At 35.3% G+C, this 19,799-nt stretch carries 16 protein-coding genes; 1 reads left to right on the top strand and 15 read right to left on the bottom strand.

Annotated features, from left to right (window positions below):
* Positions 1–360: 360 nt before the first annotated feature.
* The 10 genes from LD272_RS13600 to LD272_RS13555 all read right to left on the bottom strand — a co-directional run bounded on the left by LD272_RS13600 (position 361) and on the right by LD272_RS13555 (position 10,999).
* Positions 361–1,221, bottom strand: a complete 861-nt coding sequence (locus tag LD272_RS13600) for a YitT family protein (RefSeq protein ID WP_226037165.1) — start codon at positions 1,219–1,221, stop codon at positions 361–363.
* 873 nt (positions 1,222–2,094) lie between these two features.
* Positions 2,095–3,196, bottom strand: a protein-coding gene (gene prfB / locus LD272_RS13595; protein ID WP_226037151.1) for a peptide chain release factor 2 whose coding sequence is annotated in 2 segments (ribosomal slippage) — positions 2,095–3,123 and positions 3,125–3,196 — 1,101 coding nt in all. Because the reading frame shifts where the segments join, the coding sequence is not laid out codon by codon here.
* 99 nt (positions 3,197–3,295) lie between these two features.
* Positions 3,296–5,803, bottom strand: a complete 2,508-nt coding sequence (gene secA, locus LD272_RS13590) for a preprotein translocase subunit SecA (RefSeq protein WP_226037150.1) — start codon at positions 5,801–5,803, stop codon at positions 3,296–3,298.
* A gap of 813 nt (positions 5,804–6,616) precedes the next feature.
* Positions 6,617–7,177: a ribosome hibernation-promoting factor, HPF/YfiA family gene (gene hpf, locus LD272_RS13585; protein WP_226037149.1), complete on the bottom strand. Its 561-nt coding sequence runs from the start codon at positions 7,175–7,177 to the stop codon at positions 6,617–6,619.
* 273 nt (positions 7,178–7,450) lie between these two features.
* Positions 7,451–7,837, bottom strand: a complete 387-nt coding sequence (locus LD272_RS13580) for a DUF8042 domain-containing protein (protein ID WP_226037148.1) — start codon at positions 7,835–7,837, stop codon at positions 7,451–7,453.
* 8 nt (positions 7,838–7,845) lie between these two features.
* Positions 7,846–8,199 carry a flagellar protein FliT gene (gene fliT / locus LD272_RS13575; RefSeq protein WP_226037147.1) on the bottom strand — a complete coding sequence of 118 codons (354 nt, stop codon included), beginning with the start codon at positions 8,197–8,199 and terminating at the stop codon, positions 7,846–7,848.
* Positions 8,199–8,597, bottom strand: coding sequence for a flagellar export chaperone FliS (gene fliS, locus LD272_RS13570; RefSeq protein ID WP_226037146.1), 399 nt, complete (start codon positions 8,595–8,597; stop codon positions 8,199–8,201). Before fliS ends, fliT begins: the two co-directional genes overlap by 1 nt.
* Before the next feature lie 36 nt (positions 8,598–8,633).
* On the bottom strand, positions 8,634–10,157 hold the full coding sequence (locus tag LD272_RS13565; protein WP_226037145.1) for a flagellar hook-associated protein 2: 1,524 nt from the start codon (positions 10,155–10,157) through the stop codon (positions 8,634–8,636).
* 18 nt (positions 10,158–10,175) lie between these two features.
* A complete protein-coding gene (gene flaG, locus LD272_RS13560) occupies positions 10,176–10,562 on the bottom strand; it encodes a flagellar protein FlaG (RefSeq protein ID WP_226037144.1) in 387 nt (128 codons plus the stop codon).
* Between the two features lie 236 nt (positions 10,563–10,798).
* Positions 10,799–10,999, bottom strand: a complete 201-nt coding sequence (locus tag LD272_RS13555) for a YjfB family protein (protein ID WP_226037143.1) — start codon at positions 10,997–10,999, stop codon at positions 10,799–10,801.
* 221 nt (positions 11,000–11,220) lie between these two features.
* On the opposite strand from LD272_RS13555, the gene LD272_RS13550 reads away from it, so the two are divergent.
* Positions 11,221–12,495, top strand: a complete 1,275-nt coding sequence (locus LD272_RS13550; protein WP_226037142.1) for a tetratricopeptide repeat protein — start codon at positions 11,221–11,223, stop codon at positions 12,493–12,495.
* A gap of 743 nt (positions 12,496–13,238) precedes the next feature.
* On the opposite strand, the gene LD272_RS13545 is transcribed toward LD272_RS13550, so the two are convergent.
* The 5 genes from LD272_RS13545 to LD272_RS13525 form a co-directional block, all read right to left on the bottom strand.
* Positions 13,239–14,012, bottom strand: a complete 774-nt coding sequence (locus LD272_RS13545; protein ID WP_226037141.1) for a CheR family methyltransferase — start codon at positions 14,010–14,012, stop codon at positions 13,239–13,241.
* A gap of 63 nt (positions 14,013–14,075) precedes the next feature.
* Entirely contained in the window at positions 14,076–16,802 is a 2,727-nt protein-coding gene (locus LD272_RS13540; protein ID WP_226037140.1) for a bifunctional diguanylate cyclase/phosphodiesterase, read from the bottom strand.
* 93 nt (positions 16,803–16,895) lie between these two features.
* The gene (locus tag LD272_RS13535) at positions 16,896–17,528 is read right to left on the bottom strand and encodes a response regulator transcription factor (RefSeq protein ID WP_226037139.1); all 633 of its coding nucleotides are present in this window, start codon (positions 17,526–17,528) and stop codon (positions 16,896–16,898) included.
* 180 nt (positions 17,529–17,708) lie between these two features.
* Positions 17,709–19,406, bottom strand: coding sequence for a methyl-accepting chemotaxis protein (locus tag LD272_RS13530; RefSeq protein WP_226037138.1), 1,698 nt, complete (start codon positions 19,404–19,406; stop codon positions 17,709–17,711).
* A 29-nt stretch (positions 19,407–19,435) separates the two neighbouring features.
* Positions 19,436–19,792: a response regulator gene (locus tag LD272_RS13525; RefSeq protein WP_226037137.1), complete on the bottom strand. Its 357-nt coding sequence runs from the start codon at positions 19,790–19,792 to the stop codon at positions 19,436–19,438.
* Positions 19,793–19,799 lie beyond the last annotated feature (7 nt).

The raw sequence follows: 19,799 nt of genomic DNA, 5'->3' as shown, positions 1-19,799 counted from the left end.
ATTATTATAACATCTATTCGCACTTTTTTTAGACATAAAATTATTACATTTATATTTCAATGCCTGTAACTTTATGGATAATCACTCAGTATTTTGTAAATTCATTGCTTAAATTGGGTCCGAGATAAACATGTTTGTTACAAAATTCGCTATCCATTATTAGTTGTTGGAGCACTCTATTATTCTTTAAAACACAGCTCAAGTAGGCATGGAAAATGACTTATATCATTTTCCATGCCTACGATAGTACTCTATTTTCATCTATTAACCCTGTAGTCACGAGTTTTTTAGTCACACTTACTTTATATCCGAACAATCGTTAAAGAACATTTCTATTAAAGGGTCTTAGTACCAAAGTTATCAGGTCTTAAACCCTTCGCCTAGTACTTCAGTAGCGTTCATTGCCACAACAAACGCTTTCGAATCAACCCGCCTAATGATTTGTGTCACCTTGCTAAATTCATTCTGACCAACAACACACATAATAATCCGTCTCTCTTGGTCTGTGTAACCGCCTGTTCCATTTAAAACGGTAACGCCGCGGTCAACATCCATTAATAATTCTTGACGTACTTCATCAATTTTATCTGTAATGATCAATACATTTTTAGATGTATTTAACCCTACCTGGACAAAGTCGATCGTTCTACTGGTAATAAATAATCCAATTAGGGCATATAGTCCCTGTTCAATTGAAAAAACAAATGTCGCAGTTAGAACTATTAATCCGTCAAATAAAGCAACACAAACTCCGAGTGGAAGCGGGATGAACTTGTGAAATATTTGCGCAGCTAAATCAATTCCACCAGTAGAGGCTTTACCTTTAAAAACAATTCCAATCCCTAAGCCAACACACATACCACCAAATATTGCTCCTAGTAAAGGGTCTGGCGTTGCAGCTGGCCAGTCTCTTGTAAGAAACACGAAAAACGGTAACATTACCGTACCTACGAGTGATTTAGCCCCGAAATTTTTCCCAAGGATTACTACACCTAAGATAAATAAAGGAACATTTAACAGCCACTGAACGAGTGAAGGCTCCCATCCGAACAGTGATTTTGTGATTGTACTTATTCCGGCTACCCCACCAGATGCTATTTCATGTGGCAGCAAGAAGACATTAAATGCCATTGCTACAAAGAAAGCGCCAATCAACACTAGTGTATATTCGATTATATTCACTAGATAAACAGGCATCGGTTCGCGTCTATATTTTGCCATCATAACTTTTGCACCTCGTTAATAAATTTGTTTTATCGTTTGATCATTTTCACTGTAATCTAAAATTTGCAATCATCTTATATTTTGATAAGACCTATTCAACCTTAAGGAGTATAACATGACTAAATACGCGTGTAAATGTTGCCACACCAATGTTTATCGCTTTAGTGTGATGGAAAGCTGACGTGCTAAAAGAAAGATGTCCCATCTTAGACGTAGTATAATCGAAAGACAACAAGTAGTTTTACGTAAAGACTATTGCTTTTGCACAATACCTATAAACTCCGACGTAACATACCACGTCATACTGGAAAGTACGTGGCGGGTACCCAGAGAGGTTGTTTACAAGGTGAATGAGAAATACACTTGGATAATGAATCAAAGTGATCCATAAGCTGTTTATCGAGTATGAAGGTCCTTTTGAGTGTGAAAGAGATGAAATAAGACTTTCATCAGCGTTATGAAGGTCATTTTGATAATGAAAGTGATGAAAAGAGACGTTCATAAACACTATGAGAGTCATTTTAATAGTGAAAGTGATGAAAAGAGACTTTCATGAGCACTATGAAGGTCCTTTTGATAGTGAAAGTGATGAAAAGAGACGTTCATAAGCACTATGAAAGTCATTTTAATAGTGAAAGTGATGAAAAGAGACTTTCATGAGCACTATGAAGGTCCTTTTGATAGAGAAAATGATGAAATTAAACTTTCATAAGCATTATGAAGGTCCTTTTGAGTGTATTTCCGGGGCAGGTATTATGCACTCACCAGGATTTAAGTCACGTCGCAATTTCTATCAACTGAGACGTTTTAATAGCAACAGCGCATAAAAAAGCAGCACCCTTCGTAAGTGAAGAGTGCCACTAAACTTGTTTAATCCATTTGGGCTCGCAAAAACGCATCAATGAACGGGTCTAAATCACCATCCATCACACCTTGTGTATTGCCAACCTCGTGGTTCGTCCGATGGTCCTTGACCATCGCGTATGGATGAAAGACGTAAGAACGAATTTGACTTCCCCAGCCAATTTCTTTTTGTTCTCCGCGTATTTCATTCAGTTCTTGTTGTTGCCTCTCTATTTCTAATTGATATAATTTACCTTTTAACATTTTCATTGCACTCTCGCGGTTTTTAATCTGCGAGCGCTCTGACTGACAAGTAACTACTGTATTAGTAGGAAGATGGGTTATTCTCACAGCTGAATCTGTTGTATTAACATGCTGTCCACCAGCTCCACTAGAACGATAGGTATCTATCTTTAAGTCCTCGGTATTAACATCAATATCAATATCATCATCCATCTCTGGTGTTACATCACAAGATACAAACGACGTATGCCTGCGTCCTGATGAATCAAACGGAGAGATTCGAACCAACCGGTGAACACCTTTTTCAGCCTTCAAATAACCATAAGCATTATGACCTTTTATCATTAAAGTCACACTCTTAACTCCAGCCTCATCACCAGGTAAATAATCCATTGTTTCCACTTTGAACTTTTTCGATTCAGCCCAACGGGTGTACATACGTAGAAGCATGCTAGCCCAGTCCTGTGACTCTGTTCCACCTGCTCCAGGATGCAGCTCCAAAATCGCATTATTTTTATCATATGGCTCACTTAAAAGCATATAAAGTTCAAACTGTTTTAACGCTTCAGCTAATTCACTTACCTCAGATTCTAACTCAGCCCGAAGATCTGGATCATCCTCTTCTTTTACTAACTCGTGAGATACTTCAAGGTTCTCTAGCGACTCTTGGTGCTTATCAAACGTATGAACTAGATCCTTTAACTCGTTCACTTCATTGATAACTTTTTGAGCTGTTTGTTGGTCATTCCAAAATTCTGGATCTGTCATTGTTTCATCAAGCTCTGCAATCCGGCCTCTCTTTTCTTCTAAGTCAAAGAGACCCCCTAAAGTCAGCTAATAGCTTAGCCATTTTATCTAATTCATGTCTTATTTCAACTAATTCCATTTCATTCACCTCATAAAGTATTGATCAGTGCCAAAATTAATAATAGGAGGGAGACACTTCGCTAACCTGTGGAAGTGTCTCCCTATTTAAAACCCTAATCTAACGGCCATGACAGTTCTTGTATTTCTTGCCACTACCACAGGGACAAGGTTCATTTCTTCCGACGTCATCTGATTTAACAAAAGGACGTTTGACTTTCTTTTTCTCCTGATCACCTGAAACAGCTTTTGCATCTTTTACTACTTCTTGTCGCTGTAAGTTTTCACGAATTTGAGCTTTCATTACGTAACGAGCGACATCTTCATTAATTGCGTCAACCATTTGTTCAAACATGCCAAAGCCTTCCATTTGATATTCACGTAATGGATCATTTTGTCCATATGCACGTAAGTGAATCCCTTGGCGCAATTGGTCCATTTGATCAATATGGTCCATCCATTTCGTATCAACTGTACGAAGTAGAATGACTTTTTCAAATTCACGCATTTGTTCAGATGTAAGCTCTTCTTCTTTTTCGTCATACTTTTGTCTGACGCGGTCCATAATCACACTGACCATTTCTTTAGGTTCTTTCCCTTTCAGGTCTTGCTCAGAAATATAGTTATCCTCAATAAGGTTAGCATTTAGATATTCTAAAATCGCATCAAAGTTCCAATTTTCTTCCTGCTCATCTGGCGTATGAATTTCAACTGTTTTTTCAACAGAAGTTTCAATCATTTGCTCAATAATGCCACGCAAGTTCTCGGAATCAATAACGTCAAAACGCTGTTTATAGATAATTTCACGTTGCTCACGTAATACATCATCATAGGATAGAACAGTTTTACGTGCATCAAAGTTATTACCCTCAACACGCTTTTGCGCTGATTCAACAGCACGAGAAACCATTTTACTTTCAATTGGTTGGTCATCATCCATGCCAAGCTTTTCCATCATTGCTCGCATGTTATCTGATCCAAATCTGCGCATTAGCTCATCTTCCATCGATAGGTAGAACTGGGTAACACCTGGGTCACCTTGACGTCCAGAACGTCCACGAAGCTGATTATCAATACGGCGTGACTCGTGTCTTTCCGTACCAACAACCGATAATCCACCAAGTTCTATTACACCATCACCAAGCTTAATGTCCGTACCACGACCAGCCATGTTAGTGGCAATCGTTACCGCTCCACGTTGACCAGCATTCTCAATGATTTCTGCTTCGCGGTAGTGGTTTTTGGCGTTTAATACATTATGTTTAACTCCAGCTTTGGTTAACATATTTGAAATCAATTCAGACGTTTCAACAGCAACAGTACCGACAAGTACAGGTTGTCCTGCTTGGTTCCGCTCTTTTATTTCCTCAACTACGGCTCTGAATTTACCGTTAATTGATTTATAAATCAAATCAGCCTTATCATCACGTACAATTGGTTGATTTGTTGGAATTGCAACGACATCCATATTGTAAATGTTACGGAATTCCTCTGCCTCTGTTTTCGCCGTACCAGTCATACCAGCTAGCTTTTTATACATACGGAAAAAGTTTTGGAATGTGATTGAGGCCAAGGTCATGCTCTCATTTTGAATTTGCAAGCCTTCCTTTGCTTCAATTGATTGGTGCAATCCATCACTATATCTACGACCCTTCATTAGACGGCCAGTAAATTGGTCAACGATAACAACTTCATTTTCTTCGATGACATAATCCGTATCACGGTGCATCGAGACATGTGCTTTCAATGCTTGGTTAATGTGGTGTGTCAGGGTAACATTATTTAAATCAAAAAGGTTTTCTATTCCGAAGAAACGCTCAGATTTATTTATCCCTTCTTCAGTCATTTGCACACCTTTTGTTTTTTCATCATAGGTATAATCTTCTTCATTTTTCAAAGTACGAACAAACGAATTTGCCTGTTGATACATATTAGCCGACTTCGATGCCGAACCAGAGATAATTAGCGGTGTTCTAGCTTCATCAATAAGAATGGAGTCTACCTCATCAATAATCGCAAAGTGCAACGGTCGTTGAACCATTTGTTCTTTGTAAAGCACCATATTATCACGCAAATAATCAAAGCCAAACTCATTATTGGTACCATAAGTAATGTCTGCCATGTAAGCCGCACGTTTTTCATCTTTGGTCATACCATTACCGTTCGTACCAACAGTTAAGCCTAGAAACTCATAAAGAACACCCATATCCTTGGCATCACGTTCAGCTAAGTATTCGTTAACGGTGATAATGTGGACACCTTTTCCAGTGATCGCATTCAAATAAGCAGGCATTGTTGAGGCTAGTGTTTTACCTTCCCCTGTTTTCATTTCGGCAATGTCGCCTTTATGCAAGGAAACTGCACCTTGTAACTGGACAGCAAATGGTCTTAAATTCAAGACTCTTTTAGCAGCCTCGCGGACAACCGCATATGCTTCTATCAACATATCATCAAGCTTTTCACCATCTTGGTAACGCTTTTTAAATTGTTCCGTTTTTCCTCTTAATTCTTCGTCAGATAGTTTCTCATACCCTGGTTCCAGCGCTTCAATTTCTTCTACATAATTCTGTAGTTGATTCAATTGACGTTGGTTACCATCCCCGAAAACCTTCTTTAGTAATCCACGCATGTTAAACGCTCCTCTGTAAATGGAAATCATTCATTTATATAGTAAAACTTTTTTAGTATAATCCAAACTTAATAATAACACTAGCACATTTCAAAGACAAGATAAGAGATGATTGCAGAACTCTCTAATCATTCGTTTGAACACTATTATTGAAATAAACCGAAAAGAGTAGCCTGAGGATTGGCTACTCCTTTCGGTTAGGCGTATTCGAGGATTTAGGATATGCTCCTATGGCAAAATTAGCGGAGGTTGAGCTTGGTATGTGGGAATGCATGCGCTCATAACTATTTTGCCGGTAGTTCAGCTCACTTAGTTTGCGATTGGTAACAGCGATAATAGCTAATAATTGGGTGATTGTCTGCTCATGTTGCTCAAGCTTTTGATAAATCAAGTTACATTTGCCACAGTCATTAGTCATAATGAATACGCCCCTTGTTTAGCTGTTGATCCAGTTATATCATAGACAATTAAATTTGGTCTAACTTCCATTTTTGAAAAATGGACAACCAAAAGGGGGAATTCAATCTTTTTTCTACTGAATTCGACACAAAAAGACTCGAAATAGCCTTCAATCGATAATTTTAACAAACCATAATCGAAAAATGGAAGATATAAAAGAACCGTTCGACATCGTTCGACTTTATCATGCTAAAAGACTAGTGATAACAAGTAATTGCTATCAAATTAGAAAACTTAAAATCAGTTATATTTTCAATTTTTATGGAAAATACCACGGCTTTAGATTTACTTTAATTAAAGTAAAAAGGTGACCCCACATCGCGGAATCACCCTTTTATTTATCTATTATATTATTTAGCTAGGTTCAATTAAACCATACCGTCCATCTCTGCGTCGATAAACGACGTTTGTGTCGCCAGATATGGCATTGGTAAAGACATAGAATGCGTGTCCTAACATATCCATTTGTAAGACTGCTTCCTCTGAATCCATTGGTTTAAGATCAAAACGCTTGGTCCGTACTATTTCTAACTCATCATCTGCATCTAGTTCTTGTACAGCTTGAGCTTCACGCTCACGTTCTAACTCTGCAAACACATGCTTTGGTGAACCTTTTTGACGAAATTTACGATTTACTTTTGTTTTATATTTTCTAATTTGGCGTTCTAATTTATCTACTACAAGATCAATCGAAGCGTATAAATCAACATGACGTTCCTCTGCTCTAAGTAATAAATTAACCATTGGTATTGTAACTTCAATTTGCTGTTCATCATTATAGACACTTATATTCACGTTGACGTCAGACGTTGGAGGTGTATCAAAATAACGCTCTAGTTTGCCTATTTTTCTTTCAACGTACTCCTTAATTGACCCAGTAACCTCAACATTTTCACCACGGATGTTATAATTCATGAAAGTGTCCTCCTTTATATCTTTGATATATCTTTCATATACTTATATTTCTAGAATACCCTGTCTAATTCCTTCTTAAACTAAATACTTTTTATTCATTGTCGATAGATTTGACACAAAATTGTTAAAAACGACAAATTTCTTAGACCAATAATCGTGACACTACAGGCTTCTGCACTGATTATCAGCATAATAATCTATAAAATAAAAAACTACTAATACAATATTACGTAAGCCATTGATGACTTATTACATTGTAATAGTAGAAGTTCTTTAGTGGGTAATATGTGGTGCTACTAATTGTTCCATCTGTTGTTTAAAACGTTCAAATGCTGGAATAACCTTACTTGATAACAAATCCTTTTTTTCCGCAGATGAAGTAGTTGTAAAGCATTCAGAAAATAGCTTAATAATTTCTTTAAACTCTTCAATTAAATCACTAAATTGTTTATTGTCTGAGAAAATAGCCGTCATTTGTTGGTGACACTTGTTCAACTGTTCAAAAGAAGCAAGTAAGTCATTAAACACTCGTACATCAGTTTGTTCGAGTGTTTCTTCATTTAAATTGGATTCTAAGTAATCAAAGCCGTCAGTCATTACCGAAAGCAGTCCATTATAATCTCTTAGCATTTGACGCTTGGCATCCGTTAATTCTTTCATTTAATCACCTATTTCTTATGGTCTAGAAACATACCATCGAAGTTCGATAGATTCTGATAAGGATTTGTGTATTTAGTGTTAGAACTTTTCTTTTTCTTCAAGGTTCCCATATCGGTTTTAACTTGATTGAAGATCTCATCTAACTTCTGCTCTATTTCCTTATTTCTCAGTAATAACTGTTGGCCTATTTCTTTTTCCTTATCTGTGTATGGTGGTTTAATTTCATTAAGCAACTGTTGTCGTTTGTCTAGTAAATTATTAATAGTAGTGATTGTTTCTGTTCTTTTTTCACTAGCACTATTTTCTGTAACTAGTTTATGTAACTCCATGGTGACCTGATAAAAACTGTCCATTCGATTCATTAAAAGTTTGCACCTTGTCCATACTGCTGTTGGCGATTTAATTTAATTACCTCTTTCCACGTATCACGAAAGTCGGTAACTAGAACAGCAACTTCATCTAAAATTGCTTGATCATTTTTAATATTAGCATCCACTAGTTGACGATTTATATAGTCATACAATGGCATCATTTCTTTAGCAATCTCAGAACTTTGATCAAGTGTCACCATTAGTTCCTGGATAATTCGTTGCGCTTTTTGAATGCTAGTGTTTTTCAACTCATATTTTCCGTCTTCCATCCCACGCTTTGCTTGTTTGATAAACTTCAGACAACCATTATAAAGCATCAATGTAAGTTCACCAGGTGATGCAGTTGTTACTGAATTATTTTTATATACTTGGTATTGCTGTTGTGACATAGATTTGAACACTCCTCATACAGCTAGATTAATTCATTAATAACTAAATTGTTGCATTAAATAATTGGATTGCTGATTCATTTGTTGGATTGCTTTTTCCATCTGAGCAAACTGTTTCCAGTAGCGATTCTCCGTTTGCACTAATCGATCTTCAAACGCGGAAATGCGATCATCAATACTATCTAAATTTCTTCCAAGAGTATATTGTTGTAACGTTGAGGTTGTTTTACCCGCTCGAGATTCAATATTTTTCATCGTCGATTCAATCGAATCTTCTAACCGGTTAATAATTCCACGTCCTGAGCCCTTCACGTCATTTGAGAATAGTTTATGAACAGATTGCGGATCTTCTCGCAACGCTTTTTTTAACTGGTCCTCATCAACTTCTAGCTTTCCTTTATCCATATAGTTCGAGGACGTATTTATACCAATTTGAGTAAGATGTGTTAGGGCGCTATTATTATCAACTGTCCCGTACCAATTTTGTCTCATATTGTTTAAGCCAGAAGATAAAATACTTTCGCCTTTTAATGTTCCACTCTTTGACTTTTCTTCCCATTGCTCAATTTCATCTTCAGACATTGCTTTCTTTTGTTCTGCAGTCAGTGGTTTAAAATCACGAAATCGCTCTTCAGTCAAATAACCATTTACCTTTTCGATTGTTTCATTATATTGATCGATAAACTCCATGATTTTGTCGTAGGATGCGTCTACATTGTTGGAAACTGATATAGTGGAAGTGCTATTTGCTTCTTTAAAGTTAAAAGTTATATCATTTAATGTATAGGAATTGGTGGTCGATTCAATGGTTAACTTCCCATTATAGGTGAACACTGCATTTGTTCCATCTTGTTCATTGCCTTGAACTAGGTTTAAAGTTTCAGTTAAAAAGCCAGTTCCAAAAGTTATTTCATGACCATTATCGATGGTAGCGTCTTTATTGAAATTCCCTGTCTTAGAACGTTCTAAAACAACTTTATTAGAAGTAGAGTCATAAAACGCACGAACATCTGCATCACTATTTGTGATTTTTTTCAATACGCTGTTCAAGGTATCGCCTTGCTCAATCTTAATTTCATATGGTTCACTTTTCCCATCCTCATTGTAAACAGAGAATTCAAATGAACTTGGTACTGTAACAGTAGAAAACTGACTCGCCAGACTTTTTGTAGGATCAATTTTGTTACCCTCAGCTGTTAAGTCAAGTTCATTTCCTACATTTATGGCAGCAGATGCTAATTCTCCCACTGCAACAGAATAACTGCCATTTGGAGTAGTAGCTGTTGTTGTTGCTGAAATAGCGTTAGAATTAGATGAAGTTGTCGTTTTAGAATTATATGTCTTTTCCATTTTCATATCTAGGACTTTGCTATCTAGATCAAATAGAAGCTTATTAACATCCCGAAACGAATCTCGTTGCCAAGTCATCCACGACTTATCCTGCTCCATCTTATCAAGCGGTATCCGTTCTGCAGCCATTAGTTCCTTCACCATCGAGTCAGTATCCATCCCCGATGCAAGGCCTGTTATTCTGCTTGAAGTATTTACACTATAAACCATAATTCACACGCCTTCCGTTTAAACTTTTTCATCAACGATAAATCCCATTAATTCAGCCATCGACGCATAGACATCTAACAGCTTCTTTGGTGGAATTTCTTTTATAACTTCTTTAGATGTAGGGTCGATTACTGTCACATAATACTTTTCCAGTTTTTCATGAAATTCAAATTTTAAATTTGTATAAGTAGGTTCTAAAAATTTATTCAAGCTTTCTACTAATGTTTTTGCTTCTTCTTTATTTAGTTCGACAGGAGTATCTTGTTGCTGCTCCTTGTTTTTAATACTTTGATACAACTCAACCGGTTGATGACTGACGGATCGTTCTCTTGCAGATGTTGGAAACTCGATGTTTTCAGCTCTTTGCAGGAGTTGGGATCCTGATATAATATTCCCAACGTTCATGGCTTTTGCCATCTCCTCTTTTCTTTTTATATCGGACAACTTAGGAGGATGTGAAGAGGTTTTTAATAACTTTTAAGTTTATTAGGAGATTTCAGTAATAGGGTATTTTAGAAAGCCATCGTTAATTGCCTTCCAATAGAGAAATTATTAGTCTATCGCTGAGTTAACAATAGTGACTTATATTACAACTAGTAAAAAAGCCACCTGGATTTATTCCAAATGACCTTGTTAACCATTCATCCTTTTATATCAACATTCCCACCTAAATGAGGCTGAGCTACTTGCTGCGACATTTGCACGTTCGACCCATTCAACATTTCATTGACAAAATCAGCATTTCCTTCAGCCTGATCCATCGCTTTCTTCATAACTGACAATGATGCTTGTTGCTGAACTTGTCCCTGACTTAAAACCATTGAAGCTAATGCTACATCCATTAAAACACCACCTTTTAATTTCTAATCTACTGCAGTTTGTATTAGATTCAATTCATGATTGTTATCCATTTGGATCTGTCCAGTCAATTAACTCTTAATCTTAAGATTAACAAAATAAAATGTAGAATTCTAGTTAACTCTTCAAAAAAAATTCCAAATAAATACATATTATTGGATGTCAACTAACCAATCAGTTATACTAAATAGGACTATAGAAGGAGGTGGAAGAAATACATATAGGTAGAAGGATTCATATCAATAGAACATTAAGAGGGTTATCATTAGTCTCTCTAGCAAAAGGTATTACTTCATCATCTAAATTAAGTAGAATTGAAAATGGAATGATCCAGCCAGAATCGAATTTTTTACCTTATATAGCAGAGAGACTTGAGTTACCATCTTCCTACTTACAAGAGTTTGATGATCACGATATCGAACTTGTAAATTTGTTAAAAAAGATATTTAGTTATGTCGTTTTTGACTTAAAAAAAGCACAATCACTAATTAACATGATAGATTCTAACTATTATAAGTATCTTTCATCACCTAAGTTAGAATGTTATTACCTCATTCTTAAAGGAACTTATCTTCTAAAAACAAATGATAAAACAGAATATAAAGTTCTACATGAACAATTCATTGAACCTTATTTAAAAAAAGAAACAATTAGAGATTTACCTACATATATTGAAAAAGCTGTTTATTATTATTATGGATTGTTCTACTTCAAGAACTATGATTTTTCAAAGTCAATAGACTCTTTTTTAAATTTAAAAAACACCACCACAAGTAAAGAAATAAAGGCTATTACATCCTATAACATGAGTATTATATATAAACATTTATGCGACTATCCTAAAGCCATTGAGATAATCAAAGAAGCAATTGATTACTACTCAAGTCTAAATAAAGAATATGATTTAGCGCTATCTTTAAACCTACTTGGTTCATTACATAGAGAAACAAGAAATTATAAAAATGCTTTAATTGCATTTAATGAATCCAAAAGGATAGCCGAAAAAAACAGCTATTTAGATATATTAGGCTATATTTACCATAATTTTGGTTTGCTCGAAAAAAATGAAGGAAACATAGAAAGTGCCATAATCCTTTTCATCAGTGCTTTAAAAGTTAAAGAAGGAAGTCAAAAAGCGGATTTATTAATTACTTATCGAGAGATCATAGCTTGTAAACTTATCGAAAAAAACACAAAAGAAGCACAAAACTTTTATTGGGTAGCTAATTTATTAACAGAAGATGAAGAGGATTACCATAAGCTATTATATGTATTTAATGATTATTATTTACTAGCAGGACAAGACACCGAAGACTATGAATTAAATTTAGATAAACTAATCAGTTTTTTTCTTATAACAAACAATTATAAGATGCTAAAACAATGCTATTTAAAGTTAGGTGAATTTTATTATAATAGTAAAAAATACAAACAATCTGCGGATAATTATTATAAATCGATTAAACTGCTGGAGGAGTGAATGAATTATAATGAAACTTTTACTAGGACAGGTTATCATTTTACTTTTTTTCCTATTTATTTTTCCGAGCAATGATACTTCTGATGTAGCAAGTGGTGAAAGTGAAATAGGAAGCATTAGAAAAGTATAAATGACTTTACACTGATAATGTCCGGTACACGTAACAGTATAAAATAAAACCTACCCCTAATTACCGAAGGAGTAGGTTTTACGAAATTTAGCACCTTAGTTGCATTACGTATTGGAAATAATTTTATGATTATTTTTGTTATACTTATCTGCATACAATAGAATTTTTTCTACTTGATAGAGGGTGATTTTGCGGAGCAACTTTATAAGTGGGACAATTTAAGTATTGTGTTAGTTACGTTAAGTTGTTCTTGTAACTCTTCTGCACAGTATAAACAAAGTTTAATGGATTCTGAGTTTTTTTCGCCAAGACTAATATACATGACACTTTTTTTGGAATGGCAATTGGAACAGTCTATGTATTTATCCAAGGTTGAAACGTCAATCATTTTATTTCTCATCCCTTTCGTTGGTAAGCAATTTCGACAACTGAAATCCTCTAACTCTATCAATTTGCACTCGATCTACTTATAATTTTCTTAATTCCGGCTATTTTTAATATCCCGAGACTAATTTGAAATACGAACCCTGTCGTTAAACTCATTTAAAGACACATCTTTTTCATAGATTAGTAGAAGAGAAAACAGCATCAACTTACTGTCTCTCAAATACTATTATAATTTTCGAAAGAAGAATGAACTAACGGATTCTAATCCATAGTGTTTAGGATTATGAATTCGTTCTGTTGAACCAATGAACAAAATACCACCTTTTTTTAACGATTGGCTAAACCCTTGAATAATCGTATCTTTCGCCTCTTCGGTAAAGTAAATAAGCACATTACGGCAAACGATTAAATCATAATTTCTTGGGTAACTATCTACTAATAAATCATGTTTTTTAAAGGTGATCACCCGTTTGATTTGACTAGATATTTGATAAGAATCACCGCTGTTAGTAAAGCATCTGGCTATTTCATCCTTTGCGATTTCTGTTAAGGCTTTTTCAGAATACAGACCGACTTTCGCTCGATTTAAAATAGTCTGATCTAGGTCCGTAGCTGAAATCGATATTTTTGAAGCATCTAAGTATTTAGTTAAAAGAATTCCTAACGAATATGGTTCTTCTCCGGTTGAGCAAGCTGCACTCCATACTTTAATTTTGCCTTGTTCTTGGATAATATTGGGCAAAATGGTCTTCTCTAAAGTATCCCACTGCTTACGATTTCGATAAAATTCAGTAACATTAATCGTTAAATAATTCAAAAATATTTCCAATAATTCTTTATCCTTCTCTATACCTTTGTAAAAACTTTGCAAGCTAGAATAGCCGTGCTTGTTACTCAAAGACGTTATTCGGCGCTTCATCTGTTGTTCTTTGTATAAAGAAAGATCAATTCCTGTTTTCTTTTTGACTTTTTCAATAAAATATTGATAATCGTTTTGCATAGACGACTTATTCCCTTCTTTTCATACCCACGAGGGTTACCGTAGTGTTTAAGGCTTTACTTTTCATTTAACACCATTGACTCTTCTCAAGTGATAATCGTTATGCGATTTCTTCTTTAAAAATTGGATGAATTGTTCATTTGTTAACGGTTGACTGAACAAGAATCCTTGTACATATTGACAGTATTTTTCTTTTAGGTAATTATACTGTTCCTCTGTTTCAATACCCTCTGCGATAACCGTTAAATTCATTTTTTTAGCGATATCAAATACCGCAGTTAGAATCACATCATCCACTTCTTTTTCCAATAAATGTTGTACGATGGAACGGTCTACTTTTATGGTATCGATTGGCAATCGTTTTAACACATTCAATGAAGAATATCCCGTGCCAAAATCATCAATTGCAATACGAACCCCGAAACTTCGTAATCGTTTAAGAATTTTCACTACTTCTCGTTTATTCTCCATAATCGTTGATTCTGTAATTTCTAATTCTAGCCATACTGGATCAAGTCCAGTCTCTTGTAAAATCCCTTCAACCTTATCGACTATCGTAGCATCTCTTAATTGAACGGGAGATAAATTAACCGATACTTTAATCGGATAATTTCCTTCTTCTTGCCACATTTTCGTTTGGATACACGCGGTTCTTAACACCCATTCACCTATCGAGTGAATTAGGCCGGTTTCTTCTGCAATCGGTACAAATTGAGCTGGTGAAATTAGTCCCAATTGTGGATGTTCCCACCGAAGCAAGGCTTCCATTCCAGCTATACTCTCCGTTTTTGTATCCGTAATGGGCTGATAGTGAATAAATAGCTCATCTCTTTGTAATGCTAGATAAAGATCCATTTCTAATTTTAACTTCATTGCTAGTTCAGTTTCCATATCCGGTGTATAAAAGCGGAAAGTATTTTTCCCTTGATCTTTAGCTTGATACATGGCAATATCAGCATTTTTCGTTAAGAAATCCGCGCTTTGACCATCATTCGGGAAGATGCTAATCCCGATACTAGCGGTAATAATGAACCGATTTCCATCAATCTCATACGGTTCCGATAAGGCAGTTAATATTTTTTTGGATAAATCCGCAACTTCTTGACGTTGATTCACTCCTGGAATGATAACGGTAAACTCATCTCCGCCTAATCGAAAGATGATATGTTGATTCGAAAGACAGCTATCAAAACGATTGCTTACCATTTGTAATAAAGCATCTCCTGCATCGTGACCAAAGGTATCATTAATATACTTGAAACGGTCCAAGTCTAAAAAAAGTAAGGAGAATGCATAATCATTTTCGTTTGCAGCCTCTACTTCTTGTTTTAGTCTTTTTTTAAACAGTTTTCGATTCGGTATCCCCGTCAAATCATCATGATAGGCTTGATGTGTAATTACTTCTTCCTGTTGTTTGCGATCGGTTATATCTGTTGCAACAGTGAGTACCTCTGCCTCACCATTATCATTAGTTATAGCGACTTTCCCAATATGAAACCATCGTTTATTCCCATCGTCGTCTAGGAAATAATCTTCAATTTCCCTTTCTACTCCACTAGTGATGACATCACGATTAATTTTTAAATACTTTTGTACGGATTCTATATCCGGATTAAATTCTTGTTCTTTTTTACCTATAATATCATCAGGAGTTAAATCGAACATGCTGGCATACTCTTTGTTTGCTAATGTGTATTCCCCAGACCAATTCATCGCATAAATTCCGTTTGGATTATAGTCAATCACTCGGTTCAAGAAATTTCGGTGCTTCTTCAACTCTTTAGTCTTTTGACGATTTTCCTCTTTATATTGTTCAAGTTCATCGACCATAACATTAAATTTAGCGATAATGGTTCCTATTTCTGTTTTCTCATCTACCCCTTCTATCAAAGTAGTATATTCCCCTTTACTAATTGATTCGATCGCTTCAAACAATCTTGTGAATGGTTTATGGTTTTGGTGCATCATGAAGGTAATAATTAGAAATAACACTATAGATAAGGTAACAAAAATTGGAATTAGGATGTTTTGAAATTCAACTGAAGATACGAACGTGGATTTCACAGGAACTAGTGCAACAATCTTCCATCCTAGACCTCCAATATAATTATAAGAAGCGTAAAAGGCATCATCTTCTTCATTTGTTACCTTTTCATATCCGTAATTTTCACTCATTACTGTCTCGATTATATTTGGCGAAAAATCGATTTTTCCTATTTTATTGGTGTTAGAATGAAATAATATTCTTCCGTTATCGTCAATGATATACGCATAACTTTCCTCTGTGATTTCTAATTCCTCCACAAGAGAATGAAAAAATGTATTACTTTTTAAATGAATAGACAAATTAACAACACGTTCTACTTCATGATTTTTCAGTAGCGGTATCGACATTACGACAATATCCCGATTATGTGTGCTGACTATATTACTAAACACTATCATTTTCGAACGAATTGATTGTTGTACATAATCCCGGTCCATTAAGTTGTCTACAGATTGCAGGTCTTCGGGATAATAACCAATAACAGATCCTTCTCGGTTAATGATTGTACCCCCATCTATATACTGAGAATATCCGATTACATTTCTTAAATAGTCGTTTAACTGGCTGGTGTTATCTACTAATAAGGATGAATTCTCCTGAACAAGGGTGCCTAGCTGTTTTAAATCCAATACGGTATTGTTTACTTTATTCTTTATTCGAGACGTTGTATTTTCTGAAAGTGTTTTATAGTGTTCCTCTGAGTAATCGGATAGAACCTGTCGTGATGTTAACGTTAAAAGCAAAAACAATCCTCCAACAATAACTACATTAATACAAATGATTTTCCAAAATGTTTTAGACTTCCAAAAGGATAATCCTTTTATGCTGTTCACCTCCTAAATGACAACCCATTTGTTTCGAAGCGCGGTCAATACGACATTTGTTCGGTCAGGGACATCCATTTTCTTCATAATATTACTGACATGACCTTTAACGGTCTTTTCAGAAATAAACAAAAACGTTCCAATCTGTTCGTTTTTACACCCTTTAGTAAGAAGTTCTAGTACTTCCCATTCTCGATTAGATAAAATGCCAACTGGTTTGTTTGCGATCTTTTTATTGATTCGTACGTAATCTCCTAGGAGAATAGTTGACAGGGATGGGTGGACAAATTGCTTTCCATTAAATACTGACATAATGGAGGAAAGTAATTCTTCCTTTTCCATTCCATTGTAAAAATATCCATCTAAATCTAATTTAAATAAGTCCATTAAAATATGGTTATCTAAACTAGATGTCCATACAATGATTTTCTTATTTTGGTTTCTAAAATAAGTAATAGACGACAAAATGTCGATATCTGTATCACAATCAATAATAATTAAATCAGATTTGCATTCCATTTTAGAGAAATCCGGCAAATCATCTGACCCATAGACTACAATTTTTTCCTCACCAAAACTTTCACGTAATACATTTAACATTCCTTCTCTTAGAAGAGAAGGTTCCTTAATAATCATCATCTTCATTTTTCTTCACCTTTTTTTAGTCTTTCTTTCGATGTTAACAATATCTATGTGGAATTGGTTTTACGTTTTCTAGAGAAACAGCCGTTTTTCCAAAAAGAAAGGAGTAGTCAGCGTAACAATCCTTGACTGACTACCCTTACGTTTAAATCTATATCGACAACATCTTATAACAATTCGTGCTTACAACTTAAACTTTTGAACCAGTCCATTCAATTCCTCGGCTAATTTAGCAAGTTCGTCTGAACTATCGGAAACTTCTTCCATCGAGCTACTAGTTTGTTGAGCAGAAGCTGAAGTTTGTTCGATACCTGCTGCAGATTCTTCAGAAACAGAGGCGATTTCTTCAACAGAAGCACTCATTTCTTGACTACTTGCAGACATCGTAGACAAATTAGTTGTAACGGATTTTATTTTCTCTACCATTTCCTTCACGGCATTATTAATTCCTTTAAAGGTTTCTCCGGTAGTCTTAATTTGACCCGTTCCTTTTTCTACTTCTTGATAGCCACCTTGTAAGGATTTCGCAACCCCTGTCGACTCAGTTTGAATACTTTCTACAATTCCTGTGATATCCGTAACCGATACGCTAACTTGTTCAGCAAGTTTTCGTACTTCATCAGCTACAACAGCAAATCCTTTACCGTGTTCTCCTGCACGTGCCGCCTCAATTGCCGCGTTTAATGCTAAAAGGTTCGTTTGATCAGCAATATCTTTAATGACAGATACTAACTTCGATATTTCTTGAGATTGTGTATCTAAACCTTTAACCTTCTGTACTGCTTCTTGTACAATTTGGTCTATAGTTGCCATTTGTTTAACTGACGCATCCATCAATTTACCGCCTTCTGCTGTCATACCAAGCACATCGTTGGAAGATCGATAGATGTCGTCTCCATTTGCATTCGCTTCTTGCATTCTAGCCACAAATGTCTCCATTACAGCAGAAAGATCTGTTGCATTATTTGCTTGTGATTCCGATCCAGATGCCAATTCTTGCATAGTAGTCGCAACTTGAATTGAACCTTCCTTCACTTCACCAGCTGATTGTGTTAATTCCTCACTTGAACTACTTACTGTTTCAGATACAGTATTAATTTGTTGTAAAACTTCACGCATTTTATCGTTCATTTGATTCGTCGCAACCACTAATTGTCCAGTTTCATCTTTAGAGTTCGATTTAAGTGGCTCAAGACTTAGGTCTCCATCAGCAATTAACTTCAAACGTTCCATTATTGTTTTAATTGGATTGGAAATTACACGAGCAGTTATTAGTGCAGCAACAATGCCAATAATTATTACTAGAATCGAAATCACTATACTTGCAACTAGACTAACTTGACCATTTTCCACTATATTTTGACCTTCTTCTTTAACTAATTGTTCACGTTGGATTGCCAACTCTTCAAACCCATCCATAATTTCATTAGCCATTGGTTTAACAACTAATGCTAAATTCTCTAAAGCAGCTTCTTCGTTTCCACGGTCCAACTCAGCAAATACACTATTTTCTACAGTTTTTTGCCATTGGACACTCTTGTCGATAAGCACCTTAACTTCTTCTGAATAACTTGTTGCTAAGATATCCTCTTCATATTGAATACTACTTTTTGTGTATTCATCAAACCCTTCCCTGAATTCTTCATCACCGAACAAAGCATATCCTCGTGTCAATGCAATTCGTTGTGACATGTTGAACGCTAACTTTTCATTTGCAACTAATAACGGAAGTTGTTCATCAATAATATCTCCCGTATCTTTATTGATATTATTGATTGACAAAAAGTTTAGTACTCCTAAAATCAGTACCATTAAAATAACTAGACTAAAACCAAACAGTATTTTTATTCGAATACTTTTAAAATTAAGTAGATTTTTCATTAATAACGCCCCTTTTATAGTTGTATTTCTTAAAGTGCTTTTTTAAGTGCTTCGTCAATCCTCTCAGACGTAAATGGTTTGACAATAAAATCTTTCGCACCTGCTTGTATCGCTTCTACCACCATGCCTTGTTGGCCCATTGCCGAACACATGATTACTTTCGCATGTGCATCGAACTTTTTAATTTCCTTCAATGCACCAACACCATCTAACTCCGGCATCGTTATATCCATTGTGACAAGGTCCGGTTGTAATTCCTGGTATTTTGCTACGGACACTTGTCCATTTTCTGCCTCTCCAACTACCTCATGGCCAAGTTTTGTCAATATATCTTTTAACTGCATGCGCATAAATGCTGCATCATCCGTTATTAAAATTTTTGCCATTGTTGTA

Origin of the sequence: Aquibacillus saliphilus (genome assembly GCF_020404745.1) — a bacterium.
GTDB lineage: Bacteria > Bacillota > Bacilli > Bacillales > Amphibacillaceae > Aquibacillus > Aquibacillus saliphilus.
Note: the sequence above shows the minus strand (reverse complement) of the source record. Positions and strands in the feature narration are given on the sequence as shown.

Excerpts from the sequence above, each read along its gene's own strand:
- LD272_RS13600 (WP_226037165.1), bottom strand. The coding sequence starts at position 1,221 with ATGGCAAAATATAGACGCGAACCGATGCCTGTTTATCTAGTGAATATA.
- secA (WP_226037150.1), bottom strand. The coding sequence starts at position 5,803 with ATGCGTGGATTACTAAAGAAGGTTTTCGGGGATGGTAACCAACGTCAA.
- hpf (WP_226037149.1), bottom strand. The coding sequence starts at position 7,177 with ATGAATTATAACATCCGTGGTGAAAATGTTGAGGTTACTGGGTCAATT.
- LD272_RS13580 (WP_226037148.1), bottom strand. The coding sequence starts at position 7,837 with ATGAAAGAATTAACGGATGCCAAGCGTCAAATGCTAAGAGATTATAAT.
- fliT (WP_226037147.1), bottom strand. The coding sequence starts at position 8,199 with ATGAATCGAATGGACAGTTTTTATCAGGTCACCATGGAGTTACATAAA.
- fliS (WP_226037146.1), bottom strand. The coding sequence starts at position 8,597 with ATGTCACAACAGCAATACCAAGTATATAAAAATAATTCAGTAACAACT.
- LD272_RS13565 (WP_226037145.1), bottom strand. The coding sequence starts at position 10,157 with ATGGTTTATAGTGTAAATACTTCAAGCAGAATAACAGGCCTTGCATCG.
- flaG (WP_226037144.1), bottom strand. The coding sequence starts at position 10,562 with ATGAACGTTGGGAATATTATATCAGGATCCCAACTCCTGCAAAGAGCT.
- LD272_RS13555 (WP_226037143.1), bottom strand. The coding sequence starts at position 10,999 with ATGGATGTAGCATTAGCTTCAATGGTTTTAAGTCAGGGACAAGTTCAG.
- LD272_RS13545 (WP_226037141.1), bottom strand. The coding sequence starts at position 14,012 with ATGCAAAACGATTATCAATATTTTATTGAAAAAGTCAAAAAGAAAACA.
- LD272_RS13535 (WP_226037139.1), bottom strand. The coding sequence starts at position 17,528 with ATGAAGATGATGATTATTAAGGAACCTTCTCTTCTAAGAGAAGGAATG.
- LD272_RS13530 (WP_226037138.1), bottom strand. The coding sequence starts at position 19,406 with ATGAAAAATCTACTTAATTTTAAAAGTATTCGAATAAAAATACTGTTT.
- LD272_RS13525 (WP_226037137.1), bottom strand. The coding sequence starts at position 19,792 with ATGGCAAAAATTTTAATAACGGATGATGCAGCATTTATGCGCATGCAG.